This is a genomic window from Pontibacter toksunensis (assembly GCF_042686245.1).
Taxonomy (GTDB): Bacteria; Bacteroidota; Bacteroidia; order Cytophagales; family Hymenobacteraceae; genus Pontibacter; species Pontibacter toksunensis.
In genome coordinates, this window is the sequence record NZ_JBHUOX010000013.1 from 138,127 (window position 1) to 163,827 (window position 25,701).

Annotated in this window: 20 protein-coding genes; 6 read left to right on the forward strand and 14 right to left on the reverse strand. The window is 47.7% G+C overall.

Going from position 1 to position 25,701, the window contains the following annotated elements:
• Nucleotides 1–134 precede the first annotated feature (134 nt).
• The 7 genes from dnaJ to ACFS7Z_RS17110 all read right to left on the reverse strand — a co-directional run bounded on the left by dnaJ (nucleotide 135) and on the right by ACFS7Z_RS17110 (nucleotide 8,382).
• Nucleotides 135–1,283 carry a molecular chaperone DnaJ gene (dnaJ, locus tag ACFS7Z_RS17080; protein WP_377487152.1) on the reverse strand — a complete coding sequence of 383 codons (1,149 nt, stop codon included), beginning with the start codon at nucleotides 1,281–1,283 and terminating at the stop codon, nucleotides 135–137.
• Between the two features lie 3 nt (nucleotides 1,284–1,286).
• Entirely contained in the window at nucleotides 1,287–1,868 is a 582-nt protein-coding gene (locus tag ACFS7Z_RS17085; RefSeq protein ID WP_377487155.1) for a nucleotide exchange factor GrpE, read from the reverse strand.
• A 380-nt stretch (nucleotides 1,869–2,248) separates the two neighbouring features.
• On the reverse strand, nucleotides 2,249–3,241 hold the full coding sequence (gene obgE, locus ACFS7Z_RS17090; RefSeq protein WP_377487158.1) for a GTPase ObgE: 993 nt from the start codon (nucleotides 3,239–3,241) through the stop codon (nucleotides 2,249–2,251).
• 30 nt (nucleotides 3,242–3,271) lie between these two features.
• Nucleotides 3,272–3,856 (reverse strand): adenylate kinase, encoded by a 585-nt coding sequence (locus ACFS7Z_RS17095; protein WP_377487161.1) that lies wholly within the window; start codon nucleotides 3,854–3,856, stop codon nucleotides 3,272–3,274.
• A 128-nt stretch (nucleotides 3,857–3,984) separates the two neighbouring features.
• A complete protein-coding gene (hpt, locus tag ACFS7Z_RS17100; protein WP_377487164.1) occupies nucleotides 3,985–4,527 on the reverse strand; it encodes a hypoxanthine phosphoribosyltransferase in 543 nt (180 codons plus the stop codon).
• 91 nt (nucleotides 4,528–4,618) lie between these two features.
• Complete coding sequence (locus tag ACFS7Z_RS17105; RefSeq protein WP_377487167.1) at nucleotides 4,619–6,883, reverse strand: sodium-translocating pyrophosphatase; 2,265 nt, start codon at nucleotides 6,881–6,883, stop codon at nucleotides 4,619–4,621.
• Between the two features lie 584 nt (nucleotides 6,884–7,467).
• On the reverse strand, nucleotides 7,468–8,382 hold the full coding sequence (locus ACFS7Z_RS17110) for a M20/M25/M40 family metallo-hydrolase (protein ID WP_377487170.1): 915 nt from the start codon (nucleotides 8,380–8,382) through the stop codon (nucleotides 7,468–7,470).
• A gap of 112 nt (nucleotides 8,383–8,494) precedes the next feature.
• On the opposite strand from ACFS7Z_RS17110, the gene ACFS7Z_RS17115 reads away from it, so the two are divergent.
• Nucleotides 8,495–9,763: a tetratricopeptide repeat protein gene (locus ACFS7Z_RS17115; RefSeq protein ID WP_377487173.1), complete on the forward strand. Its 1,269-nt coding sequence runs from the start codon at nucleotides 8,495–8,497 to the stop codon at nucleotides 9,761–9,763.
• Here the strand turns inward: ACFS7Z_RS17115 and ACFS7Z_RS17120 are convergent.
• The 3 genes from ACFS7Z_RS17120 to ACFS7Z_RS17130 all read right to left on the reverse strand — a co-directional run bounded on the left by ACFS7Z_RS17120 (nucleotide 9,744) and on the right by ACFS7Z_RS17130 (nucleotide 13,140).
• Nucleotides 9,744–10,811, reverse strand: coding sequence for a glycosyltransferase family 4 protein (locus ACFS7Z_RS17120; RefSeq protein WP_377487176.1), 1,068 nt, complete (start codon nucleotides 10,809–10,811; stop codon nucleotides 9,744–9,746). The two genes, ACFS7Z_RS17115 and ACFS7Z_RS17120, sit on opposite strands and share 20 nt — an antisense overlap.
• Nucleotides 10,808–11,827, reverse strand: coding sequence for a glycosyltransferase (locus ACFS7Z_RS17125; RefSeq protein ID WP_377487179.1), 1,020 nt, complete (start codon nucleotides 11,825–11,827; stop codon nucleotides 10,808–10,810). The genes ACFS7Z_RS17120 and ACFS7Z_RS17125 overlap by 4 nt, the downstream gene beginning before the upstream one ends.
• A 203-nt stretch (nucleotides 11,828–12,030) precedes the next feature.
• On the reverse strand, nucleotides 12,031–13,140 hold the full coding sequence (locus tag ACFS7Z_RS17130) for a glycosyltransferase (RefSeq protein ID WP_377487183.1): 1,110 nt from the start codon (nucleotides 13,138–13,140) through the stop codon (nucleotides 12,031–12,033).
• A gap of 4 nt (nucleotides 13,141–13,144) precedes the next feature.
• Between ACFS7Z_RS17130 and ACFS7Z_RS17135 the strand changes: the two genes are divergently transcribed.
• Nucleotides 13,145–14,386, forward strand: a complete 1,242-nt coding sequence (locus ACFS7Z_RS17135; RefSeq protein WP_377487185.1) for a polysialyltransferase family glycosyltransferase — start codon at nucleotides 13,145–13,147, stop codon at nucleotides 14,384–14,386.
• A 53-nt stretch (nucleotides 14,387–14,439) separates the two neighbouring features.
• On the opposite strand, the gene ACFS7Z_RS17140 is transcribed toward ACFS7Z_RS17135, so the two are convergent.
• The 3 genes from ACFS7Z_RS17140 to asnB all read right to left on the reverse strand — a co-directional run bounded on the left by ACFS7Z_RS17140 (nucleotide 14,440) and on the right by asnB (nucleotide 18,777).
• The gene (locus ACFS7Z_RS17140; RefSeq protein ID WP_377487187.1) at nucleotides 14,440–15,402 is read right to left on the reverse strand and encodes a UDP-glucuronic acid decarboxylase family protein; all 963 of its coding nucleotides are present in this window, start codon (nucleotides 15,400–15,402) and stop codon (nucleotides 14,440–14,442) included.
• A 6-nt stretch (nucleotides 15,403–15,408) separates the two neighbouring features.
• The gene (locus ACFS7Z_RS17145; RefSeq protein WP_377487189.1) at nucleotides 15,409–16,758 is read right to left on the reverse strand and encodes a UDP-glucose dehydrogenase family protein; all 1,350 of its coding nucleotides are present in this window, start codon (nucleotides 16,756–16,758) and stop codon (nucleotides 15,409–15,411) included.
• A 114-nt stretch (nucleotides 16,759–16,872) separates the two neighbouring features.
• Nucleotides 16,873–18,777 carry an asparagine synthase (glutamine-hydrolyzing) gene (gene asnB / locus ACFS7Z_RS17150; RefSeq protein ID WP_377487191.1) on the reverse strand — a complete coding sequence of 635 codons (1,905 nt, stop codon included), beginning with the start codon at nucleotides 18,775–18,777 and terminating at the stop codon, nucleotides 16,873–16,875.
• Between the two features lie 156 nt (nucleotides 18,778–18,933).
• Here asnB and ACFS7Z_RS17155 point away from each other — a divergent pair, with 156 nt between their 5' ends.
• Together ACFS7Z_RS17155 and ACFS7Z_RS17160 are read left to right on the forward strand one after the other, a co-directional pair.
• Entirely contained in the window at nucleotides 18,934–19,827 is an 894-nt protein-coding gene (locus ACFS7Z_RS17155) for an alpha/beta fold hydrolase (protein ID WP_377487193.1), read from the forward strand.
• A gap of 20 nt (nucleotides 19,828–19,847) precedes the next feature.
• Nucleotides 19,848–20,099, forward strand: coding sequence for a hypothetical protein (locus tag ACFS7Z_RS17160; protein WP_377487195.1), 252 nt, complete (start codon nucleotides 19,848–19,850; stop codon nucleotides 20,097–20,099).
• Between the two features lie 100 nt (nucleotides 20,100–20,199).
• Here ACFS7Z_RS17160 and ACFS7Z_RS17165 read toward each other — a convergent pair whose 3' ends face one another.
• Nucleotides 20,200–21,603 carry an FAD-binding oxidoreductase gene (locus ACFS7Z_RS17165; RefSeq protein ID WP_377487197.1) on the reverse strand — a complete coding sequence of 468 codons (1,404 nt, stop codon included), beginning with the start codon at nucleotides 21,601–21,603 and terminating at the stop codon, nucleotides 20,200–20,202.
• 77 nt (nucleotides 21,604–21,680) lie between these two features.
• Here ACFS7Z_RS17165 and ACFS7Z_RS17170 point away from each other — a divergent pair, with 77 nt between their 5' ends.
• On the forward strand, nucleotides 21,681–22,301 hold the full coding sequence (locus ACFS7Z_RS17170) for a C40 family peptidase (RefSeq protein WP_377487199.1): 621 nt from the start codon (nucleotides 21,681–21,683) through the stop codon (nucleotides 22,299–22,301).
• 120 nt (nucleotides 22,302–22,421) lie between these two features.
• Nucleotides 22,422–25,604 (forward strand): TonB-dependent receptor, encoded by a 3,183-nt coding sequence (locus ACFS7Z_RS17175; RefSeq protein WP_377487201.1) that lies wholly within the window; start codon nucleotides 22,422–22,424, stop codon nucleotides 25,602–25,604.
• Nucleotides 25,605–25,701 lie beyond the last annotated feature (97 nt).

The following is a 25,701-nucleotide window of genomic DNA, read 5'->3' on the forward strand; positions in this document are numbered from 1 at the left end:
TATAGTTTACCTTTATTTATATCGACAAAGGCAGTTTTTATCCAGATGAAACAGCGGGTGGATTGAATCGAAGACAAACAAGCCCTGCCTTTATAAAAAAGCAGGGCTTGTTTATTGCTGTATTTTGAGTTCTCCTACTGAAAGTAGTCTTTCACTTTTTCGAAGAAGCCTTTTTCGTTCTTGCCTGGATGTGGTGCAAAGTTATTGGAATCGCGCAGGCCTTCAAGTGTTGCCCGCTCTTCGCTGCTCAGCGACTTAGGCGTCCACACGTTGATGTGAATCAGCTGGTCTCCTTTGCCGTAACCGTTGATGTCCTGCACGCCTTTGCCACGCAGCCTGAAGATTTCGCCGCTTTGCGTACCTGGCTTAATGGTGATTTTTACTTTACCCGTAATTGTCGGCACTTCAATTTCTGCACCCAAGGCCGCATCTACAAAGCTGATGTACTGATCGAAGATAACGTTATTGCCTTCGCGCTTTAGTGTTGGGTGTGCTTCTTCCTCTATCTGGATAAGCAAGTCGCCTGGTACGCCACCGCGCTCCGGCACGTTCCCTTTGCCGCTCATAGACAGCTGCATACCATCCATTACACCGGCTGGTACATTAATGGAGATAACTTCTTCCTGAAGCTCTCGGCCGCTTCCGTGGCAGGTCTCGCAGTTGTTTGTAACGATGCGTCCTTCCCCATTACAGGTAGGGCAGGTAGCTGTGGATACCATCTGGCCCAGCATCGTGTTCACCACCTTGCGCACCTGGCCAGAGCCTTGGCAGGAATTACAGGTTTGCATGTCGGTGCCGTTTTTCGCGCCGTTACCACCGCAGGTGCCGCAGGCCACGTAACGCTTCACCTTTATCTTCTTCTCAACGCCGTTGGCTATCTCCTCCAGGTTAAGCTTTAGTTTAATGCGCAGATTACTGCCTTTGCGGGTGCGCCGGCCTCCACCTGAACGGCCGCCTCCGAAGAAGCTCTCAAACGGGCTTCCGCCACCGCCGCCAAAGATATCGCCGAACTGCGAGAAGATGTCCTCCATATTCATGCCACCGCCGCCGAAGCCGCCGTTCATACCCTGGTGACCGAATTGGTCGTAGCGCTGGCGTTTCTGCGGATCGCTCAGCACCTCGTACGCCTCCGCTGCCTCTTTGAACTTGTCTTCGGCAGTGGGGTCGTCAGGGTTCTTGTCGGGGTGGAATTTGATGGCGATTTTGCGGTAAGCTTTCTTTATCTCATCCTGGCCTGCGCCTTTGCTTAGCCCCAAAACCTCATAATAATCTCTCTTAGCCATAGCTTACGCTCCTATTATTACTTTCGCGAAACGGATAACCTTATCGTTCAGCGTATATCCTTTCTCAATCACATCTACAATCTTGCCTTTCAGCTCTTCTGACGGGGCCGGAATTTGGGTAACAGCCTCGTGCATGTCACTATCGAAACTGTCGCCTGCACCAATGTCCATCGGCTTCAGGCCTTTCTGCTGCGTTACATGCTTCAGCTTATGGAACACCAGCTCGAGTCCCTGCAACATTGCATCCACGTCTTTAGTTGCTTCTATAGACTGACGTGCGCGCTCCATGTCATCAATCACCGGCAGCAAGTCGCCCATCAGGTCCTGTGTGGCTGTCTTGGCAAGGTCGATGCGTTCTTTGGCTGTTCTGCGCCTGAAGTTCTCAAACTCAGCCATTAAGCGGATATATTTATCTTTCATTTCTGCCAATTCTGCAGTTGGTCCGCCATTTTGTGCGGCTTCTGTAGTCTCAGCATCTTCTGCGTAGTTCTCATCTTCTTCCTGAGCATCTGCTTCAGTAGTATTGGCAGTAGTATCTTTTACTTCTTCGTTCTCCTGCTCTTTCTTAATATCTTTATCTGACATAATGCCTTAAAAAGTTAGGTTAATAAGTCTCCTTCTCTTTGTCAATTAACTTGCCAAACACGCATTTGTGCCATTCTGGCATTGGGTAATTCTAAATAAGTTAATTTTGAATGACTGAATATTCGAGCTATAAAACGTGCTTCTTATACCAATATCAAATTGTTTATGCGCATTGTATTTTACCTGTTTATAGGTAATTTCCCCTCCTTGGATGGGTTAGGAGGGGGTTAAAGCTGTTTGGTAACTGTAGAACAGATTCATGCGCAACATTTAATAGATAATGGTATTGTAAAGCTACCCACCATATTTTTAGTACAAAAAAATCGGTAGCCAGCTTTGCAGCTTTCTACCGATTATCATTTTACTAAACAGGTTTTAGATTAGCTGTTCAGTGCATTCCAGATCATGTCTTTGAGTTGAGGGATGTTCTTACCGGTGATACTGGAGATAAATACGGCAGATAAATCTCCTGGTAAAGTGGCCCGCATTTCAGACTCCAGCTCTTCGTCCAGCATATCAGACTTGGTAATGGCCAGGATGCGCTTTTTATCTAACAGCTCCGGATTGAATGTCTGCAGTTCATTGAGCAACACCCGGTACTCTTCTGCTATATCGGCACTTTCGCACGAAATCATGAACAGCAGCATCGAGTTCCGCTCTATATGGCGCAGGAACCTTAGCCCCAGGCCTTTGCCCTCTGATGCTCCTTCTATGATACCGGGTATGTCGGCAATTACAAAAGACTTGTAATCGCGGTAAGCCACCACGCCCAAGTTAGGCTCGAGGGTGGTAAAGGCGTAATTGGCTATTTTAGGTTTTGCCGCAGAAACAACGGAGAGCAGCGTAGATTTGCCGGCATTGGGGAAACCGACCAAGCCTACATCAGCCAGCAACTTCAGTTCCAGCACCACCCACTCCTCAATGCCAGGCTCGCCGGGCTGGGCATAGCGTGGCGTCTGGTTTGTAGATGACTTGAAATGAGCATTTCCCAGGCCACCGCGGCCACCTGGAGTAAGGATTATCTCCTGCCCGTCTTCGGTTATTTCACATTTAATCTCCCCGGTTTCAGAATCCCTGGCAATGGTACCGAGCGGCACTTCCAGCACGTCGTCCTTACCCTGTGCTCCAAAGGAGTGGTTAGGACCTCCGTTATGGCCGTTCTCAGCGATAACATGCTTGCGGTACTGCAGGTGCAGCAGTGTCCAGAGTTGGGAGTTTCCTCTCAGGATAATATGTCCGCCACGGCCGCCATCTCCCCCGTCAGGGCCCCCTTTCGCCGTCATTTTATCGCGGTGAAAGTGCGCGGAACCGCCGCCACCGTGGCCGGAGCGTGCACAAATCTTAACGTAATCTATAAAGTTGCTTGAAGCCAAATCGGGTAAGCGTAAATGTGCTTATATATTCTATTGTTGTTCTTTTAATGCGTCTATCTGCTGGCACAGTTCGTTGAAGATGCTTTCTATCTCCCCTATGCCATCCACAGCGAGGTATTTTCCCTGCCCGGCATAATAATCTGCCACAGGAGCTGTTTTGGTATTATACTCCAGCACGCGTTTGCGAATCAGTTCCTCGTTCTGGTCGTCCGGACGGCCTGAGGTCAGGCCGCGCAGCAGCAGTCGCTTTGTCAGTTCCTCATCGTCCACACGCAGGGCAATCATGCACGTAATTTCTGTTTCGTTTTCCCGCAGCAGTTTGTCCAGGCTCTGGGCCTGCGGCACTGTGCGCGGGAAGCCGTCGAAAATAAAACCCGCCGCATGCCGATGCTCTTTCACTTTGCTGTCAATCATGCCACTCACCACCTCGTCTGGAACCAGCAGGCCGTTGTCCATCAGTTTCTTTGCTTCCATACCCAGCTTCGTGCCGGCGGCAATCTGTGAGCGGAGCAAATCACCGGTAGAGAGGTGAATCAGGTTGTATTTTTCTATCAGCTTTTGACTTTGGGTACCTTTACCAGCACCTGGAGGTCCAAACAAAACGATGTTGAGCATATCTTGGCTTAATAATAAAAGACAAATGTAAGTATTAATTGATGTAGTTTCTAATATTGAGAGTATGGGCTGGCCATGCGTGACAGTTGCCCCTGAATTTTTGCTAACGCGGCAAACAACCGGTAGGGTTACGGAATAATCTTGTAGATGTCGCGCAGGTTACGCCCCAGCCCATTGTAGTCCAGCCCGTAGCCTACCACAAAATCATTCGGTATTGACTTGGCTATATACTTGATATCCAGCTGGTGCTGCAGGCATTCCGGCTTCAGTAAAAGGGTGGCTACCTCCACAGAAGATGGCCCGCGTTCTTTCAACTGCTGCAGCAATCCCTGCACTGTATGGCCTGTATCTACAATATCCTCCAGCACAACCACATGGCGGTTCTGCACCTCTTCTGACAGGCCCAGTATCTCTTTTACCTTACCTGTGCTTTTGGTATCCTGGTAGCTGGAGAGGCGGATAAAGGAGATTTCGCATGGAATAGTGATTCGTTTCAGCAGGTCTGACACAAACATGAAGGAGCCATTGAGTACCCCCAGAAACAGCGGCTGTTTCTCCGCATAGTCGCGGTCAATTTGCTCAGCCAGCATCACAATGCGGGCTATAATCTCATCCTCATAAATGTAAGTATCGAATTTGCAGTCGTGTAGTTGAATGGTACGCGGGTTCATCAGAAATTTTTTGGTGCCTGTACAAAGGTACGTATAATAAAAAAATAAGCCCAACACAAAGGTCGGGCTTATACAAACTATAGCAGCAGTACTACATCCGCAGCAGGACCTGCCCGAACATCACCGTGTTCTCCAGGTTAATGCCTACTTTGGCTGTTTGCGGGTACAGCTCTTTTACGTCCAGGTTGATGGGCTCCAGGTCGATTGGTGCCTCCGGAATAGCAGGCTCCTGCTCCAGCGCAATATGTGGCGCAATCACCAGCGACACAATAGACATGAGCTTGATGAGGATGTTCATGGATGGACCGGAAGTATCTTTAAAAGGATCACCCACAGTATCTCCGGTAACAGAGGCTTTGTGAGGCTCTGAGCCTTTAAACTCCATCACACCGTTTATCATCACGCCTTTCTCAAATGATTTCTTGGCGTTATCCCACGCACCACCGGCGTTCGACTGGAACATTGCCATCAGTACACCTGATACCGTTACCCCTGCCAAAGTACCGCCCAGCACTTCCGCAGAAGACGTATCCGGGAACACATCCCTGAAGCCGAATCCGATGATAATCGGAACGAGCAGGGCAATGGCGCCTGGCAGCATCATTTCGCGGATGGCCGCTTCTGTGGAAATGGCCACGCATTTCTCGTACTCCGGTTTACCTGTACCTTCCATGATGCCCGGTATTTCGCGGAACTGCCGGCGCACCTCCTGCACCATTGACATAGCCGCTCTACCCACTGCCGAAATGCACAGTGCCGAGAAGATAAAGGGTATCATGGCTCCGATGAACAGACCTGCCAGTACAGGCGCTTTGTATAAGTCGATGCTCCGTATACCAGCTATTCCCACAAAGGCAGCGAAAAGGGCCAGTGAGGTAAGCGCTGCGGAAGCAATGGCAAAACCTTTACCAGTGGCAGCAGTAGTATTGCCTACGGCATCCAGAATGTCTGTGCGTTCGCGTACTTCTTTCGGCAGCTCGCTCATTTCGGCAATACCACCGGCATTGTCGGCAATAGGCCCAAAAGCATCAATGGCCAGCTGCATGGCTGTAGTAGCCATCATACCTGCCGCTGCGATGGCCACACCATATAAACCCGCCGCAGAATAAGAGAGCACAATGCCCGCCGCCAGCACGATGATGGGCAACACCGTAGAGTGCATACCCACGGCCAGACCGGCAATGATGTTAGTGGCATGCCCGGTTGATGACTGCTGCACAATCGAGTTTACCGGCTTTTTGCCCATTGCAGTATAGTACTCCGTGATGATACTCATGAGTGCGCCTACCACCAGGCCCACTATAACCGCCAGAAAAACGCCATTAGCAGTGAAGTCGAAGTTGCGCAGGTTGAGGCTTTCCGGGAGCAGCCAGTGGATGGAGAAATAAGCACCTATGGCTGTGAGGATAACTGAAATCCAGTTTCCGCGGTTAAGTGCAGCCTGCACATCGCCGCCTTCGCTCACGCGCACGAACAACATTCCGATAAGGGAGAAAACAATACCGAGGCCTGCAATCAGCATAGGAAGTATAATTGGAGAGAGTCCCCCGAAATTGTCTACTACCTCTACTTCGCGGCCCAATACCATGGTGGCCAGGATAGTGGCTACATAAGAGCCAAAAAGGTCAGCGCCCATACCGGCCACGTCACCTACGTTGTCACCTACGTTATCGGCAATAGTAGCGGGGTTGCGAGGGTCATCTTCCGGAATACCGGCTTCTACCTTTCCCACTAAGTCGGCACCCACGTCGGCCGCTTTGGTATAAATACCGCCCCCCACACGGGCAAATAGGGCGATACTTTCAGCACCCAGCGAGAAGCCTGTCAGTACCTCAAGCGCGCGCTCCATTTCCACACCGTTCACATCTTCGCCGGTGCTGAACACAAACATGTAGTAGAAAACAATGAATAGCGACCCTAAACCCAGCACGGCCAAACCGGCCACTCCCATCCCCATCACAGAACCACCCGCAAAAGAAACATTCAAAGCCCTGGCAAGGCTGCTACGCGCTGCTTCAGCTGTACGCACGTTAGACTTGGTAGCAATCCGCATCCCGATAAAGCCAGCCAGCGCCGACAGGATGGCGCCTATGATAAAGGCTACTACTATCAGCGGATGCGACTTTTCGCCTGTATAACCTAAATAGAATAAAAATATCGAAGCAATGATGACAAAATAAGCCATCACCTTGTATTCAGATTTTAAGAAGGCCATTGCTCCTTCAGCAATGTAGCGGGCGATGGTGCTCATGCGCTCGTTGCCGGTCGGTTGTTTTGTCACCCAAGCCGACCTTATCCAGGTATATACCAGCGCCGCCAGACCAAAAGCAGGAATTGCGTAAAGAATAGTTTCCATTCAGTATGATTAAGGGTTAAGAAATATTTATATATCTCTATTAAAGAAATAATATTTTATAGACTTTTCCAAATGTTCCGCTACCATTCCTGCTCCTGCACCTGAAGGCTATACGTCTACTTTTTAAGAAGTTACAACATCAGGTATGTATTAAGTTTAGCTCCTATTTTACTATCTGTGTCTGGGTATTTCACAAAGTTAAAGAGGTTGGCCCTGCGACAGGATCAACCTCTTTGATTATGAATGACTTATGGTTTTACACTGACATTTGATTAAAAGTTTATGTCAGATACGGTTATAATATCAGAGACTTTGTAGCTACTGTGCTTTTCATACTTCTGCCATTGATACTGTTTATTTAATTCTGTCCTGCCAAACATAGTTTATGACTGAAAAATTACTTAACCTATTCCACAATTACTTTCCACCTCTTTAATAGCAGCCTTAGGGATTCCCATGCTTCTCCGCACCACCTATTGCTTCTATAGGATAATGTTAGTTAATTACCTTTAAGCGTTCGCAGGAGGAGGGCAGCGAATAGTGAACTAGTGCAGCTACTAAAGCAGAGTTTAAGATACGGTCATTCAAAGTTTCTCCATCAGCACCTTGTATAGCGCTACCATACTTTCGATGTCTTTCTTGTGCACGATTTCATCCGGGGTGTGCACATTATCTTCCGGGGCACCAACAAAGCACCAATCCCAGGGATAGTCGCTGCGCTGCAGTTCCTTGGCATCGCTGCCGCCAGCACCCTCTACCTCCAGTTGGAACGGTATTCCTGATTCTTTTGCTATTGAGATAATCCGCTGTACATAGGCGCGGCGCGGTATCAGGCTGTCGCGCATAGAGATGGCCACGCCTTCGCCGGCACGCACTCCCTCTGTTACCCACGTGATGTCGGAAATAAGGCCCTGCTTCACCCCATACTGCTCATAGAGGTACCTGGAGAGGTAGGAGACAGAGCCACCACCGTGCTCTTCCCAACAGCTAAAGGCAATGACACCGTTCTCCAGCGTCTCCGCTACTTTTAGTGCGCTCCATACACCCAATCGGTTATCCAGGTAGCAGCTTTGCACAGTATCCTCTGTTTCCCTGAAATCGCAGTTAAAAACCAGCTCCGTACCCCGCTCTATCTCCCGCTCAAACACATAAGTCAGTTCGCCTTCTTCTTCATCAAGTCCCAGGGTACACGCAATCTTTCCCTGCGCATCTTCGCCTACCAATTTATAACCGTTTTCGATGCCGGGGCCGCCTATTTTAATTAACTGCCTGCCATAACGCACTGTAAAACCAATGGAGTCCATGTGGGCAAAAATTGCACTCCTGGGTTTGCCAAATACCAGCACTATACAGTCCTGAAAAGCTTCGCCATGCAATACTTGAGGCTGCACTTTCCACTGGCTTTTATGTTCTTGAATATAGTTCAGAAGAAATTCTGAGAGGTTTTGCTCATTGCCGGACGGGGCATGGATTTGGCACAGCTGCTCCAGTAGTTTCATAATTATTTTCGTTTTATGGAATTCAAAATTAGAAGAAATGTTGTACTTTTAGAATCTACGGAGGCTGCAATAAAGAACGGCTCTGTTCAACTCTGAATTTTTTGACTTATTCATGAAGAAGTTAATCTTTATCATCTTCACTTTTGTTTTACCAGCTGTAGCTTTTGCGCAACAGAAACAAGCGCCTACAGACACTACCGCCATGCGGCACGTAACCTTCGACCAGATTGAGGTGATTCCGGCGGCAGGTAGTGTAAAAGGAATGCTGCTGCTTAACAAGGATATTCAGTATGAGTTAGAGGGTGCCGTAGACAATATGTACAACTTCAAGTACGCTGTGGCCGAGAAGCAGTTCAAATCGATGCGCCGCCGTTACCCCCAGCATCCACTGCCCTACTTCCTGATGGGCCTGAGCCAGTGGTGGAAAATTGTCCCTACCAACATACAGACGAAACAGTACGACGAGCTTTTCTTTGCGTATATGGACACGACCATCCAGAAAGCGGAAAAGATGTATGACCAGGATAAAAAAGACTTTGAGGCGTCTTTTTTTCTGGCAGCCGCTTATGGCTTTTCAGCACGCCTGCACTCTGAGCGCAGCAACTGGCGCAAAGCCACCGTGGCCAGCAAGCGTGCCCTGGACTTTATGGAAAAGGCTAAGGCAGGCAATGGCCTGAGCCCTGAGTTCCTGTTTGGCGAGGCATTGTTCAACTACTACTCCATCTGGATTCATGAGACTTACCCCATGCTGCGTCCTGTTCTGGTCTTTTTCCCGGACGGAGATAAGCGCCTTGGGCTGAAGCAGCTGGCTTATGTGGCTAATACCGGCTTCTACACCGGCACAGAGTCAAAGTTCTTCCTGATGAAGATTTATGCGAACGACGAAAAGAAAATGGACGAGGCACTGCGTCTGTCAGAAGACCTCGCGCTGAAATACCCAGATAATGCTTATTTCCAGCGCTTCTATGCCCGTTTGCTGTTTGTGCAGGGCTATTTCTCTAAAGCTGAACGGGTATCGCTGGATATTCTGAACAAGTTGGAGCAGCAAATGCCAGGTTACGAGGCTGTGAGCGGACGCTATGCCTCTTATATTCTGGCCTATATCAACCAGCACAAGTACCGCAACTTCGAAAAAGCGGAACAGTACTATAAGAACTCCATCATGTTTGCTGAGATGTCAAATGAACGTGATTCTGGGTATTTTATTAACTCCTACCTTAACTTAGCCCGCATCGCGAAACAGGAAAACAATCCTGCTGCTGCTAAGCACTATTATGAAGTAGTGATGCAAATCAGCGAGAAGAAGTCAGAAAATTACAAGGAAGCAAAAGAATACCTGAAGGACCTGAAAAAGAAGAAGCCTATAAAGAAAAGAGGCTAAGAAATGTTTGCCTGTGTGCCTGCAAGGAATAATGTTGCCTTACCCAGGCCTGACCCGCTCCCCCCATACTTGAACGCATTTCGGGGTTAAGAAATAGAGTCTCGAGGTGCTTATACCACTCCTGCTCAGTAGTGCAGATGTATCCTGAAGTGCCATGCACCACCGCCTGTACATTAGCCCCTACACCCGAAACCACAGCCGGAATGCCCAGCGCCATGTACTGCAGTGCTTTGAACGCACATTTTCCCTTTGCCCATTCGGTTTCAGGCAAGGGCATCAAGCCAATGTTGAACTGTAGCAGTTCCTGTACTTCCGTCTCTTTTTGCCACACTTTAAATTCCAGTGACTTCAGCTGCAGCTGAGGTGCCTTGTCCGCTATCACGTACAGCTTAAACTTATACTGTTGCTCCAGGCGCTGCAACACCGGCTCCAGCAGTTGCAGGTAAGGCACGGTAGAGTGTGAACCAATCCAGCCTATCACTACCTCCTGCGTGTGCTGCTTTTTTTGCTCATTGTAATGGTTTTCTGTATCCAGCACACTAGGTAGCAGCACCACTTCTGGGTTATACTTCAAGGCGTAGTTCCGCAAGTATCCGTTCCCACTGCTTATTTTATGGCTCCACCGGCATATGCTACCTGTTTTGTGGTGCCACTTCAATTTTGCAGCCCAATTGTTTTCTGACGTGGTATTAGGTAGCCAGATAGCATCGTCAAAATCGAAAATGATCTTCTTCCGGAAGGCCTTTGCCGCCAGCCACTCAAACCATGGCAGTCCGACAGGCGTGGCTTCTCTGTGTATAAAGATGAAATCGTATAACGGCAGCTTAAACAACAAAAGTAAACGGCTTGTGAAGCCAGATACCAGCCCCACTATTTTTTGCCAGTAGTGGTTCGGTTTGTATAGTACGGCCCAGGCACTTTGGCTCCAGAACGGCGCGAGGGTATACGTTACCCCCCGCTCTTCCAATACCGGCAGCCATTGCTCCACCCGATAGCGCTGCGAAGCCGCCTGCCCTACCGGGTAAGACACCACAAACAAAACCCTCACTTTTGCCCCTCCTGCTTTTGTCCGAAGAAATAGGCGTACGCCTCCCTTATCCGCTCCGGTGACCTGTACTTTTGGGCCAGTTTCGGTATCTCCCGCCGGTGGTTCGGGTCTTCCAGTATCTGCAGTATCTGCTGAAGCGCTTTCTCCACGCTTCCCTCCTCCTGCAGGTTGAACGTTGCGCCCCCACCCTCCTTTTTGATAATATCACTGTCGTCGCCAACGCCTTCCGTCAAAAGTACCGGCAGCCCGTTTGCCCAGTATTCGCCGATTTTAACAGGGGAGCAGTACCTGGCGGAGGGGTAGGACTTTATAGTAGCAAAAGCAAAATCGGCCGCAGACAGGTATTGAGGAACCTCTCTGTGCTGCACAGAGGCAACATGAACCTTAGCTGTATCAATCTGATACTGCTGTAGTAATTTGTAGATTTCTTTCTGCGGCTGTGGTGAAAGGATAATGAGTCTGAAATCAGGTATGGTGTCAAAACACGTTTTATAGATGGAAAAGGCTACTTCTTTGTAGTACAAATCGCCGTACTTGCCAACGTAAATGCCCACCGTAGTATGCAAAGCTACAAATTCTGTTCGCACCATTGCTCTGTCTCCCTCAGAAAAGGAAAAGGTGAATAAATCCGGTGCATTACGCACAGAGCGCACTTTTTCTTCTGAAGACAAGTTATTAGTAATAACTTTCTGTCTGAATTTTTCTGAAACAGTAATCAGCCCCTCTGCCTCCTGAGCTTGCTCCCTCTCCCATCTAAGCTGGAAAAGATAGCGGGGATCATACTTCTTCCAGACGCCCGTATCACGCATGTACAAAACATGTGGCTCGTAAAAGCTAACATAATAGGGCGTATTTGTTTTCCTGTGAACAAGCATGGCCAATGTACCGGCCAAGGTACCTGCCGCAATAATTACCTCCACTTTTTCCTCCACAATAATTTGCTCTAGCTGCATTGGGAACGTCATAAAGTCGCTGATCTTATTTAGGAGGTTGAGTGGGTAGTTTTTACTGTACATAGCTCTATGTCGAAAACTACTGTCCTTTACATCACCATTCAATACATCTCCTACAGGCATAGTTCGCTCAACTGTAACAAGTATAACTCTGTTATCTTTACTAAAGCGGGTTACCTCGTATGCATGAGGAATGACAGTTGATGCCGTTAAAACATCATTTATGCCCCAATAACTTAGGAACATAAAAGCTTTGCCAGCCATATCTAAAGCTTTAAAGTTTGATAATACAAAGCCGCAAGTTCATTCACGTATTTTTCGCATCTGTACTCAAGCGCCTTCCGCTTTGCTGCTGTCGAATAGTTTATCAAACTTTCTGGTTTACTGTTCAAGTCTCTCATTATCTTCAGGAATGCTTCTCTATCCTCTGGTGCATAATATATTTGTCCCTCACCAGAAACTTCTTTCAAAGCTTTCAAACCTGGAACAACACAAGGCAAGCCAACTGCCATAGCCTCAGCCATGGCTATACAAAACCCTTCGTAGCGCGAAGCATAGACAAAAATATCATAGTGCTTAAGCACTCGTTCAGGATGTGGGTGGCTTCCCATAAGCTTTACATTATTGATGTTATTTTCAGCAATGTATAACTCTAAAGCACTTCTGAAATGACCAGCACCATAAATATCAAGAGTGACCCCATCATCAGCCAGCAAACGTACACACTCAATCAGGAAGAGATGATTTTTTTGAGGCCTTAAGTTGCCTACCGTAACCAGTTTTAGCTGATTAGGAGAACTTGCTTGTTTCCATTCAGCATCTTCAGCATAGAACTCATTTTTAACAAAATTGTATAGCACTACATTTTCACCAGTCGCTTTAATGTGCTGCCTATAGTCATCTAAAGCAGTCTTCGACACAAAAACACCTGTTTGCCTCTTGCTGTAGGTTAGCTTTTCAAGGTATTTGCTGAGAATATTCGGTTTAAAGGCATCGTCAGTTATGGTGCTATGCACGCTAAATATCAAGGGTACCTTTTTGCTGACAGCCAGCCTTGCGATGATAGTAGGCCAGTACAGATGAGAATGCACTAACTTTATTTTATGCTTCTGAATTATTTTTGATAAGCGAAGGGCTGCAGGAACCAAGTCTTTTTTACCTTTATAGTGAAGACAGTAAACTGCAGACACGTTGTTCAATGCAGGCTTCAGTGTAGATGGTTCTTGTAAATAGACAACAACATTCTCGAACTCATCAGGCAAAGCATTAACAGAACCTACTAAAAGCACCTCTGCTCCTCCCCTGTTCAGTGACTCAGTTACATGCAGAATTCGTTGCTTCAAATCAAGAAAAGTAGGTAATTCATCAAATTTCAATAAAATGTCAGGGAAATCAAATTTATTAGTGGTTGGGGATTACAACAGAAGAGAGTACATCGACATGTTTTTAAAGAGCAAGGAAGACTTTAACTTCTTCTTCCTTGAGTTTTCATCCAAAAAAGAGGTCACAAGTTATTACTATAAAACCTATGGCAGTGCACTTTTTTGGAGTGACTACCAAAATGTATATAATTTATTGGAGCAGATAAAGCCTAAAAAGGTGTTGTTCCTTTTTATAGAGTCATATTATCATGTTGTACTAAATTTAGCTTGTAAGAGCCTGAATATTCCTACGTATCTCATTGATCACGGTGTAAGGGATGTGAATATAAATCTCCGTTTCGAAAAAAGCTTTATTGCTCAAAAAAGTTTTACGTCTCAGTTAGACGCTACAAAAAAATTTACCCATCTTTTTTCAAGAATAAGAACGAGATTATTCCTGATAAGGTCTATTAGGCTATTGCCCAGCCCTTATGCTTCTTTTTTCCAACAGTATTACACTGTTAGAAGAAACAACCACTTCTTGGAAACGTGGAAGAAGGTCACATCTCCCTTACGAATGGCAGAAGCTTATATTTCATTTAGTCCAAAAGTTTACGAGGTACATGTTCACTACGATCACCTGCCACAAGACAAAAAAGTTCACTTTATAGGATTTCCTGGCTATGACCATTTAGCAGGACTTAAATTGGCTTCCAATAATAAAAAACAAATCATTTTCCTTGATCAGGGACTTGTACCAAGGCGCTTCTTTAACTGGAATGAAAAGAACTACAGGAAATTTGTTGAAACGTTTGCATCTATCTGCAACCGGTATGGGTATCAACTTCTCGTAAAGCTTCACCCTGTACAACCTGAATCGGATAAAAATTTATGGACCTCCTTCGACAATGTAAAACTCATAGACAATGAAGAGCTGACGTCACATTTACCACATACTAATCTTATTATTGGCTTCTTTTCTACTTACTTACTGCCGCTGATGGCCTTGCCGTTCACTACTGTTGTTACCTTAGAGAACCACCCTATGGGCAAAATTGATGTATCAAAGTCTTTTATTGATGCTGGCGTGGCAGAACCAGTTTATGATTTGGAGGAACTGCACAGCATTTTACAAAACATAAAAACTTTACACCAGAAGCAGCTGCCTCATAAGGCAAAGTTCATTGAGGAATGGATGTATAAGTTTGACGGTAAAGCCGGTGAGCGCCTACGGGAGATTCTTTTAAGCGATGACCTGTAAAAGCAAGGAGGCAGTCTGTTCAGACTGCCTCCTTGCTTTTCGTTCTGGGACAGTTATGCTTCCTGTTCGGCAGGAGTTTTAATTTTATCTTTAAAATACTCCAGTGTTCTTTTCAGACCCTCCGCCCGGTCCACCTGCGGCTCCCAGCCTAGGATTTCTTTGGCCTTGGTGATGTCTGGCTGGCGTTTCTGCGGATCATCTTTTGGCAAGGGCTGGTATTCTACTTTCAGTTCTACGCCTGTAAGCTTACAGATCTCCTCAGCGAACTCCTTTATCGTGATCTCGGATGGGTTCCCAACGTTTACCGGCAGGTGATAGTCACTTAGCAGCAAGCGGTAGATGCCTTCCACCAAGTCATCTACATAGCAGAAAGAACGCGTCTGGCTTCCGTCCCCAAAAATACTGAGTGGTTCTCCTCTCAGGGCCTGGCTCAGGAAGGCAGGCAGCACACGGCCATCATCCAGGCGCATACGCGGACCGTAGGTGTTAAAGATGCGCACAATGCGTGTCTCTAATCCATGGTGCATGTGGTAAGCCATGGTCATGGCTTCCTGAAAGCGCTTTGCCTCATCATAGCAGCCACGCGGGCCAACTGGGTTTACATTCCCCCAATAGTCTTCCTGCTGCGGGTGCACCTGAGGATCGCCGTATACCTCTGAAGTAGAGGCAATAAGCATCCGCGCACCTTTCGCTTTGGCTAGGCCCAGCAGGTTATGGGTACCCAACGAGCCTACCTTTAACGTCTGGATCGGAATTTTCAGGTAGTCAATGGGGCTGGCCGGTGATGCAAAATGCAGGATATAGTCTAGTTCTCCTGGCACGTGCACAAACTTTGAAACATCGTGGTGATAGAACTCAAAGTTCGGCAGTTTGAACAGGTGCTCGATGTTTTCGAGATTACCTGTGATCAGGTTATCCATGGCTACCACATGATAGCCTTCCTTTATAAACCTATCGCAAAGGTGCGAGCCTAAAAACCCGGCCCCACCTGTTATAAGCACTCTTTTACCTGACATATCTCTTTATATCGAAGCGTCCAGTTGCTGTGGCACCTGCTGCTTCACGCCTATACCGTAATAAGTGAAGCCTTTCTCATTCAGGTCTGTGGCATCGTATATATTTCTGCCGTCAAATACCACTTTCTCCTTCATCAGTTTGCTCACCACATTAAAGTTTGGAGAGCGGAACTCCGGCCACTCTGTTACCAGCAGCAGTGCATCTGCATCAATCAGGGTTTCATACTCATCTTTGCCGTACTCGATAGAATCTCCCAAAGAGTGTTGCGCCTCCTTCATGGCCACCGGGTCGTAGGCTCGCACTTTGGCGCCCTGCTCCAACAGTTTCTGTATGATTACCAGCGACGGTGCCTCCCGCATGTCGTCTGTCTTCGGCTTAAAGGACAAGCCCCAGATGGCAAACGTCTTACCTGCAAGATCACCGCTAAAGTGGTTTAGTATTTTGTTGTAAAGCACTGACTTCTGGTTCTCATTCACATCTTCCACTGACTTAAGGACCTTCATCTCGTAGCCGTTCTCTGAAGCTGTGCGAATAAGCGCCTTCACGTCTTTCGGGAAGCATGAACCGCCGTAACCAATGCCTGGATAGATGAACTTGTTACCGATACGCACGTCGCTGCCTATACCCTTACGTACCATGTTCACGTCGGCACCCATGATTTCACACAGGTTCGCGATGTCGTTCATGAAACTGATTTTAGTGGCCAGCATAGCGTTGGCGGCGTATTTGGTCATCTCTGCAGAAGGGACATCCATAAAGATAAGCGGGTGTCCGTTCATCAGGAACGGCTTGTAGAGTTTCTTCATTACCTCCTGAGCCCGCTGAGAGCACACGCCCACCACAATACGGTCTGGCTTCAGGAAATCGTCTATGGCAGCTCCCTCTTTCAAGAACTCAGGGTTGGAGGCCACATCGAATGGAATGTCCACGCCACGCACCTCCAGTTCCTCTTCTATAGCCTTACGTACTTTATTGGCTGTGCCTACCGGTACGGTGCTCTTGGTAACTACCACTAAATAAGAGTTCATGTTCTGGCCAATGCTACGGGCAACGGCCAGCACATACTTCAGGTCGGCACTGCCATCCTCGCCTGGAGGTGTTCCCACAGCGATAAAAGCCGCATCGCATCCCTGGATGCTTGTGGCAAGGTCAGTAGAGAAGGAAAGGCGCTCTTTCTGGGCATTACGTGCTACCATTTCCTCCAAGCCCGGCTCGTAAATCGGCAGGATGTTCTTTTTCAGGTTTTCTATTTTTTTCTGGTCGATGTCGATGCAAGTCACATCAATACCCACCTCTGCGAAACATGTTCCTGTCACCAGGCCTACATATCCAGTACCAACAACGGCTATTCTCATAATTCAAATCTTATTAACTAAATTCAATAATATATATACATAAATATTACTAGTATTGAATACAGTAGATAATCAAATAAGGTTGCTAAACATATGAGATTAATTTGTGTATTCCTAAGCAATATAGTTTCTCCACCAATACTGGAACACAAGCAGCATCCATGCCTGCGTTTGCACAAGTGCCGCCTTGTCAGAGTTCAGAACCTGCCGGATGCGCTGCACCTGCTGTACATCAAAGATACCCTGCGATAAAACAAATGTATCAGAAAGATATTCATTTATCAGGCACCTCCCCTCCGACTGAAGAAATGAGAGAAGCGGAATCTCAAACCCCTGCTTCGGCCGTTTATATAACTTAACTGGCAACAGCTCCCGAAAGGTGTCCCGCAGAATTTTTTTCTGCAGATTTTCATCAATCTTTGATGAGGCCGGCAGTGAAAAAGCAAACTTAACCAACCTGTGGTCCAGGTAAGGACTACGGATTTCAAGGCTGTTTGCCATTCCCATTAAGTCAACCTTCATCAGCATGTCGTTTGGCAGCACCAGGCGCCAATCGGCACACAATACGTGGTTCAAATCATAATGTTTTCTACTCACACATTCCAGCGCCCTTCCTTTGCGTGCAAGGTACAGCCTGCTTTGTGCCGCCACCCGTTTTTCTGGTGCTAACAAAGCCAATGCCTCTTCTTCCTTCTGCCACGTTGCCCATAGCCAGTATCGCTCCTGGGGGAGCATTCCTGCCCCTATAGCAAAACGCTGCAGTTGCCTTACTTTGTTTCCGGTAAATGAGTTCCTTGACTTCGGCAGCACATCCCACAAAAACTTTAACTTCTTTACAGCTCCAGCTTTGGCTCCGCCAGCCAGTACTCTGTACTCCGCCAGATGCTTGTTATAGCCCCCGAACAGCTCATCAGCACCGTCGCCACTTAAAACCGCCTTTATCTCCTGCCCCACATGCTTGCTTAAAGTATAAACTGCCAACGCAGAAGAATCGGCAAAAGGCTCGCTCTGGCTGTCGAGTGCCCCAAAGAGGTTTTTGTAAAGATCGTTGTTCGAAAGGAGCAGTTCTGTATGTTCGGTGTCGTACTTATCTGCCACCAGGCGGGCGTAGCGGGTTTCGTCAAAGAAAGGCTGCTCAGGGAAGCCGACGGCAAAGGTCTTCAGTTTCTCTACCTGCCGGGCCGCCAGCGCTACCACCACCGAGGAATCTATACCCCCACTCAGGAAGGCCCCCACAGGCACATCGGCCACCAGCCTGTCTGTGACAGCCTGCTGCAGGAGATGCTTTAGCTTCGCTTGCTGCTGTGTGTAGCTAAGCGGGTTCTGCATTGCCTTCTCGCCATCAAACGGCAGCCGGTACCACACATTCTCCTGCACTCTGCTGCCCCGCACGTACAACGACTGACCGGGCAAAAGTTTTTTCACCCCCTGCAGCATAGTGGCTGGCGCAGGCACATAGGTGAGTTGCAGGTACTGGTAAAGTGAGGTGTAATCTACTTCACGTGGAACACCCAGCTTCAGTAAGGCAGATAGTTCTGAGCCGAACAGGAACTTGTCTGTATCTTTGTAGAACAGCAAGGGTTTTTCTCCAAAGCGGTCGCGGGCCAGGAAGAGGCTGTCTTCTTCGGCATCGTAAATAGCCAGCGAGAAAAAGCCGGTCAGTTTCTTAAGGCACTCCTGCCGTTCCCGGGCGTACAGTTGCAGCAGCACTTCTGTATCGGAGTCGCTCCGGAAGAAGGCTCCTTTTGCCTCCAGTTCTTTTCGAAGCTTCTTATAGTTGAAGATTTCCCCGTTGAAGACGATGGTGTAACGGCCGTTGTCACTTTTAAAAGGCTGGTTGGCGGCAGCAGTGGGCGCAATGAGGGAAAGCCTGCGGTGGCCGAGCCCTACGGGGCCGTTGAAAAACAGGCCTTCGGCATCAGGGCCACGATGCTGCAGCGCGGCCACAGCCTTTGGCAGCAGTTCCATTGCTTTATACCCCAGCTCCGTAAACGCAAATACTCCTGTTATACCACACATACCTTCGGGCAAAGTTAAACTTAATATTTTAACCTTGTCTGCCAGCCTAAAGGCGGTGCCTAAATATTTGTCTTAAAGCGAAAGCTTTTTGGGTGGATGAAGCAACTTGCTTTCGCTTTAAAAGTATATCTAATGTATAGAGCATCCTTAAAATTTATGAAACCAGACTGGCTGGATAAGAAAGAGTATCCTTTCAAGTCCAAATATATACAAGTAGAGGCGGGTAAGATGCATTATATAGACGAGGGAGAAGGGCCGCCGATTGTAATGATCCATGGTACCCCCGTCTGGTCGTTCCTGTACCGCAACCTAATCAAGATACTGCGCAAGAAGTACCGGTGTATTGCTATGGACATGATTGGCTTCGGCCTGTCAGACAAGCCGGAGAACTGGAGCTATAAACCACGGGCACATGCCGCTAATTTCGAGCAGTTGATGGAGCACCTTCAGTTAACGGATATAACACTGCTCGTGCATGACTTCGGGGCGCCTATCGGTTTTGCCTATGCCATAAACCATCCGGAGAAAGTAAAGAACATTGTGATGCTGAACTCCTGGACCTGGTCATTATCAAAGCACCAGTCTTTTACAGGTACCAGCAAATACCTGGTGGGGCCATTGGGCAAATTCCTGCACTCTAAGCTGAATGTGTCGGCTCACACACTTATAGACGAACTGTTTGAAGGGGAGGATAAGATGCCGGAGCCAATTCGCCAGCATTATGTGAAAGCCCTGGGAAACCCGGACGACCATGTGCGCAAGTTAGCCTGTGCCCGGGAGCTGGTAGGCATAACACACTGGTACGATGAACTCTGGAAGGACCGGAAAAAGATACAGAACATTCCGACGCTTATACTTTGGGGGGAACGGGACAAGCTTATAAAGATAGAGGCGCTCCAGTGCTGGAAAAAGTTCTTCCACGAAAGCTATGTCATTCCGTTTGAAGACAGTGGTCATTTTCTGCAAGAAGAGAACGCGGAGGAGATTGCCGGCTATGTGAGCAACTTTGTGAAGGAAGAGAGTATGAAGCGTGAATTAATACATCAATAAATTTTCAAAACTTAAATTTTATGGAACCCAAAAAATCTTTGGATGAGGCTATCTTAAGGGCCTATCCCTCTACCGGAAAAATTACCCAGCCGCAGGAAAAGCTATTTTCTATGGAAAGACCGGATCAGGCGTCATACATGAATAATGCGCACCACGCCCCCTTGAACGAGTCTCATATAAACCTGATGCATTCCTGGATGAACCTACGCAACATGGACAATGAGCTGGCAGAAACCAAGAACATAGACATGGACGAAAAAAAAGAATCATGAGAAAAAGGACAAAATATTATAGTCGTTGGCGTGGCGCTGCCACTTCAGCTGACTGTAAAATAAAACAGGCGCAGAACGTATGTACTGCGCCTGTTTTGTTTTAGAATATTTTACCCGGGTTCAGAATGCCACGTGGGTCGAACAACTCTTTTATACCGCGCATCAGCCGCAGTTGCACCTCGTTTAGCGCCAGGCCAATGTAGGGCTTCTGCACCAGCCCAATGCCATGTTCACCTGAAATAGTCCCACCCAGTTCCACACACAACCTGAATATCTCTTTTATACCCTCTGGGAGCTTGTTGTTCCAGTCATCATCGCTCATGTCGCCCTTCACGATGTTTACGTGCAGGTTCCCGTCGCCGGCGTGGCCGTAGCAAACAGACTTGAAATTATACTTCTCCCCTATCTCCTTCACGCCCCGCAGCAGCTTGGGCAGTTCTGCCCTCGGCACCACGGTGTCTTCTTCTTTATAGATAGAATTGGCTTTCACGGCATGTGCCACATTCCGACGCAGTTGCCATAATTCTGCCTTCTGCTTCTCAGTATCTGCTACCAGTATGTCTCCCACATCAAATTGCTCCAGCACCTCATACACCCGCTCCGCATCTTTAAAGAGCAGGTCCATGTCGTTGCCGTCGAGCTCTATCAGCAGGTGCGCCAGCTCGTCTGCCGGCCTTTTAGTGTTAAAGCCCAGGTAGCGGTCTGCCCAGTCAATGGCTTCCCGTTCCATAAACTCCAGCGCCGAGGGCACAATACCGGCCATGAAAATCCTGGAAACAGCGGCACAGGCCTTTTCTTCTTTTCTGAAAGGCACCAGCATGACCAGGTTCTGCGGCGGGAAAGGGATGAGCTTGAATACGATTTTTGTAATGATGCCCAGCGTACCCTCACTGCCCACCATTAGTTGCGTCAGGTTATAGCCGGTGGCATTCTTGAGCACATTGGCGCCCGTCCATGTAATTTCCCCTGTAGGCAGCACCACCTCCATGTTTAGCACATAGTCTTTTGTCACGCCATACTTCACGGCTCTTGGCCCGCCACTGGATTCGCTCAGGTTGCCTCCCAAAAAACTGCTGCCCCGGCTGGAGGGGTCCGGTGGGTAAAACAGCCCCCGCTCAATAACAGCCTCCTGAAACACCTGGGTAATAACACCCGGCTCTACCGTGGCCTGCAGGTTGCGCTCGTCTATCCGGATAATCTTGTTCAGCCGCTCAGTAGAAAGCACAACCCCTTTATGTACGGCTAAAGCTCCCCCACTTAAGCCCGTACCGGCACCGCGGGGGGTAACCGGCAGTAAATTTTCATTGCAAAACCTCATAATAAGACTTATCTCGGAGGCGTTAGCAGGTTTAAGGACCACTTCCGGCTCGTAACGCAGGTCCTCGGTTTCGTCGTGCGTGTAGCGAAGCATATCGTCAGCAGCGGCTGGCAACAACACGTGCTCTGCGCCCACTATGGCAGAGAGACCGTCTACTAATTTTGGCGTAACAGCGTTAAATTTCATTTTTAAAAAGGAAGGTTATTCAGTACTTTGGCCATCAGTTAAGATTACTTGTTGCACTCAGAATGCTAAAATACGCTTTGAAAACACATTTTACTACTTCCGCCCTCTTCATCTTTTTTCTGCTGCTGGCAGCGTCCTGCCAATCTACAAAGCCAACTTTCAGCAAGCGCGGTGAGACCTACAAGACTGCCCGTGAAATAGCCGCAGAGAAGCGCCAAGCACGAAAAGGTGGCAACGCCGGCAGAACCATCGCCTCCTCTAAAGACCGCACCAGCCGCACCCGAACCCGGTCCCGTAATTTAGATCAGGATGTAGCCACTGTTATTGAGGCTGCCCGTTCATACACCGGCACACCTTACAAGTGGGGTGGCACTACCCGGGTGGGCATGGATTGCTCCGGACTACTCTGCACCTCCTTTCAGTCGATTGATGTGAGCCTTCCGCGCACTTCGGATGAGCAGAGCCGCTACGGGAAGAAGGTAAGACCAAAAGATATAAAAGAAGGCGATTTGGTATTTTTCGGAGCCAACCGCTTTAGCCGCGACATTACGCATGTGGGCATGGTAACCCAGGTGATAAGCAAGGATGAGGTACGCTTCATACATGCCTCTTCCTCGGTTGGCGTAATAGAAACCAACCTGTATGCCGACCACTTCCAGAAGATTTTCATCAAAGCCGTAAGGCCGCCGGTGTTCTGAAGTAACAGCTGGAAATTGCATTAAAATAGAAAATTTACATTAAGTTAATATTAAAAGCCCCTAACTCACGTACGTAATAACTAAGCGAAAATATTGTTGTTCAATCAGTTATTAAGAGTTATGCAAATTATTTACAAACGATTACTATTTTGCTTTTCTTTTCTGCTGCTGGTGCAGATGGCATGGGCTCAGGGCACAACCACTGCTGCCATGAACGGGGTGGTACAAGATCAGGACGGCACAGCACTTCCGGGAGCAACTGTTATCGCAGTGCACACTCCGACAAACACACAATATGCCACAGGCACCAATACAGAAGGCCGATACAATTTCCAGAACATGCGGGTTGGCGGGCCTTATATTGTAACAGTAAGGTATGTCGGCTACCAGGATAAAGTTACAGAGAATATAAACCTGGGACTGGGCCAAAACCTGACACTTAATTATGCATTGGCTCCAAGTAGCCAGGCATTAGGGGAGGTAGAGGTGGTCAGCAAGAGAGACGACCTGATTAGCATTGATCGGACTGGGGCAGCTACTAATATTTCTACGGAGCAGATTCAGTCACTCCCAACTATATCGAGAAGTATACAGGACTTTACGCGTATTACACCACAGGCTTCAACAGCTGGCTCGGGCATCTCTTTTGCTGGTCAGAACAATCGCTTCAATAACTTCTCAATTGATGGTACTGTAAACAATGACGTTTTCGGCCTTTCCAGTTCAGGAACAAATGGCGGACAAACAGGAGTACAACCTATTTCCCTGGATGCGATAGAGGCCATCCAAGTAGTTATCGCTCCCTTTGATGTGCGCCAGAGCGGCTTCACCGGCGGCGGCATCAATGCCATCACCCGAAGCGGTTCTAACAGATTTACAGGCTCGGCATACTACTTTGGCAACAATGAGAGGCTGGTCGGCAGAAGCCCGGATGATGAAAGAACAAGGCTGCCGGAGTACACTGATTACCAGGCAGGCTTAAGGGTAGGCGGTCCTATCATAAAAGATAAGCTGTTCTTTTTTGTAAACGGCGAGAAGACCAACAGAACTGCTCCCCTCCTATTCGAGCCGGGTTCTGCAACATCCAACATCACAGTGGACGAAGCAAACCGTGTACTGGCAGCGGCCAACCGCCTTGGATATGACCCGGGAAGCTTTAGGGGCATAGAAGATCAGACATTAAGTGATAAAATATTTGCCCGCCTGGACTGGAACATCACAAACAACCACCAACTAACGCTTCGCCACAGCTATGTATATGGCGAAAACATTGACAACAGCAGAAACCCTAATGCACTGAGGTTCTCCAACAATGCAGAGTTCTTCCCTAGCACTACAAACTCCAGTGTATTGCAGCTCAGAAGCCAGTTCGGAAATCAGTATTCCAATGAGGCCATTATCGGTTATACAAGGGTGCGCGATGACCGTGATATCATAGGAGATCCGTTTCCCAGTGTTACCCTGAGGCTTTCAGGCGGCAGAACAATATCATTGGGTAGTGAGGGTTTTTCCGCACAAAACCAACTGGACCAGGATGTGTTGACTATAACAGATAACTTCAACATCTTCCTGGGCAAGCACACTATTACCCTTGGTACGCACAACGAATTCTACAAGACGTTTAACTTATTCATCAGGCAGGAGTTTGGTGCCTACGAGTATAACTCTATCGAAGCTTTTGAAGCAATTGGCACACCGGATGAAGAAGCTCCTTCCGCTTTCTTCAGAAATTACTCCAGAACCAGTAACCGGCAGCAGGGTGCAGCCTTCTCTGCTTTCCAGCTTGGATTTTACGCCCAGGATGAGTACGCCATCATGAACAATTTAAAGGTAACTGCTGGACTCAGGTTAGACATTCCAACCTTTAATGACGACCCTCCTGCCAATCAGGAGTTCAACGAAGCATTCGCTAGCCGGGGACTTGCCACGAACAAAACCCCGGGTGCCCAGTATATGCTTTCTCCCAGGCTAGGAGTTAACTGGGATGTTTTTGACAACAGCATTACGCAGGTGCGCGGGGGAGTTGGGATCTTTACCGGTAGGGCTCCCTTTGTTTGGATAGCTAACCAGTACACCAATACGGGCCTTTTGTTAGGAAGCGTCGCCCTTACCTCTGGCTCTACTCTTGCAAATGTCCGTTTCGAACCCAACCCTGCAGCTCAGCCAAATGCGTCTGCTCTGGGCCTTTCTGACAGAACATCTGAGATTAACATAACAGATCCTGATTTTAAGTTTCCGCAGTTGTTCCGGGTAAATGCAGCTGTTGACCAAAGGTTACCAGGTGACTTTATAGCGACTCTGGAGGGTATATATTCCAGGAACCTGAATAACATTTATTACCAGAACCTAAACTTAGAGCAGAGAGGTACTTTGGATGGTGCAGACAATCGTCCAGTTTTCGGCAGAATACAAGGCAATTCATTTCAGGATATCATCTACCTGACCAATACCAGCGAGGGTTACGCTTATAGCGTTACAGGGCAGATTCAGAAAAACTATGAAACAGGCTTATCCGGATCAGTGGCCTATACTTATGCTCGCGCTAAAGACGTCAACCCTGGTAATTCAAGCCAGGCGCGATCCAACTGGATAAATGTGAATCAGGTATATGGCCTTAACAATGTAGAGGCAGCATTCGCCGACAATGATATACGTTCCAGAGTGGTGGCAGGTGTATCTTATGTACTAAACTACCTTGGTTTTGCTTCCACCACTATTTCGGCTTTTTACAATGGTCAGTCTGGATTGCCGTTATCTTACATTTATAATGGTGACATCAACAGTGACGCGGGCAGAACAAATGACCTGATATACATTCCTAGAAACGCATCTGAGATAAACCTAGTGCCTGTTACAGACCGTAGCGGAAATGTAATACCGGGTACGCTTACTCCGGAAGAACAGTGGGAAGAACTTGATGCCTTTATATCTGACAACGACTACCTCAGCGCCAGAAGAGGAGAGTATGCAGAGCGCAACGCCGACCGTTTACCTTGGACAAACCAGATAGACCTCCGTCTTATACAGGAATTTAAACTGGACCAGTCAGATAATACGCACAGGCTCCAGATAACATTTGATGTATTCAACTTCACCAATCTGCTGAACAGAGACTGGGGAAGACAATACCAGGCTAACTTCAACGCTTTTCAGGCCATTGACTTTGTTGGATATGAAACGGGTACGAATACACCAATGTTCAACTATACGGGCAGAGGCCTGACTAACGGAAATCCTTATTTTGTGAACGACTTTCAGTCGAGGTGGAGAGGACAATTAGGATTAAGGTATATATTTAACTAAGCACAGTTTCTTTATTTGGCAAAAAGGCGGGGCAAAAGCTCTGCCTTTTTTATATAATGTCTCTATCTGGTTAGATATTGGCAATATTAAATTTGCT

Coding starts and splice junctions, on each gene's coding strand:
- ACFS7Z_RS17110 (WP_377487170.1), bottom strand. CDS start 8,382: ATGAAACTACTGGAGCAGCTGTGCCAAATCCATGCCCCGTCCGGCAAT.
- ACFS7Z_RS17085 (WP_377487155.1), bottom strand. CDS start 1,868: ATGTCAGATAAAGATATTAAGAAAGAGCAGGAGAACGAAGAAGTAAAA.
- ACFS7Z_RS17175 (WP_377487201.1), top strand. CDS start 22,422: ATGCAAATTATTTACAAACGATTACTATTTTGCTTTTCTTTTCTGCTG.
- ACFS7Z_RS17140 (WP_377487187.1), bottom strand. CDS start 15,402: ATGTCAGGTAAAAGAGTGCTTATAACAGGTGGGGCCGGGTTTTTAGGC.
- ACFS7Z_RS17125 (WP_377487179.1), bottom strand. CDS start 11,827: ATGTACAGTAAAAACTACCCACTCAACCTCCTAAATAAGATCAGCGAC.
- ACFS7Z_RS17105 (WP_377487167.1), bottom strand. CDS start 6,883: ATGGAAACTATTCTTTACGCAATTCCTGCTTTTGGTCTGGCGGCGCTG.
- ACFS7Z_RS17155 (WP_377487193.1), top strand. CDS start 18,934: ATGAAACCAGACTGGCTGGATAAGAAAGAGTATCCTTTCAAGTCCAAA.
- asnB (WP_377487191.1), bottom strand. CDS start 18,777: ATGTGTGGTATAACAGGAGTATTTGCGTTTACGGAGCTGGGGTATAAA.
- ACFS7Z_RS17115 (WP_377487173.1), top strand. CDS start 8,495: ATGAAGAAGTTAATCTTTATCATCTTCACTTTTGTTTTACCAGCTGTA.
- hpt (WP_377487164.1), bottom strand. CDS start 4,527: ATGAACCCGCGTACCATTCAACTACACGACTGCAAATTCGATACTTAC.
- ACFS7Z_RS17135 (WP_377487185.1), top strand. CDS start 13,145: ATGTCAGGGAAATCAAATTTATTAGTGGTTGGGGATTACAACAGAAGA.
- dnaJ (WP_377487152.1), bottom strand. CDS start 1,283: ATGGCTAAGAGAGATTATTATGAGGTTTTGGGGCTAAGCAAAGGCGCA.
- ACFS7Z_RS17095 (WP_377487161.1), bottom strand. CDS start 3,856: ATGCTCAACATCGTTTTGTTTGGACCTCCAGGTGCTGGTAAAGGTACC.
- ACFS7Z_RS17165 (WP_377487197.1), bottom strand. CDS start 21,603: ATGAAATTTAACGCTGTTACGCCAAAATTAGTAGACGGTCTCTCTGCC.
- ACFS7Z_RS17145 (WP_377487189.1), bottom strand. CDS start 16,758: ATGAGAATAGCCGTTGTTGGTACTGGATATGTAGGCCTGGTGACAGGA.
- ACFS7Z_RS17160 (WP_377487195.1), top strand. CDS start 19,848: ATGGAACCCAAAAAATCTTTGGATGAGGCTATCTTAAGGGCCTATCCC.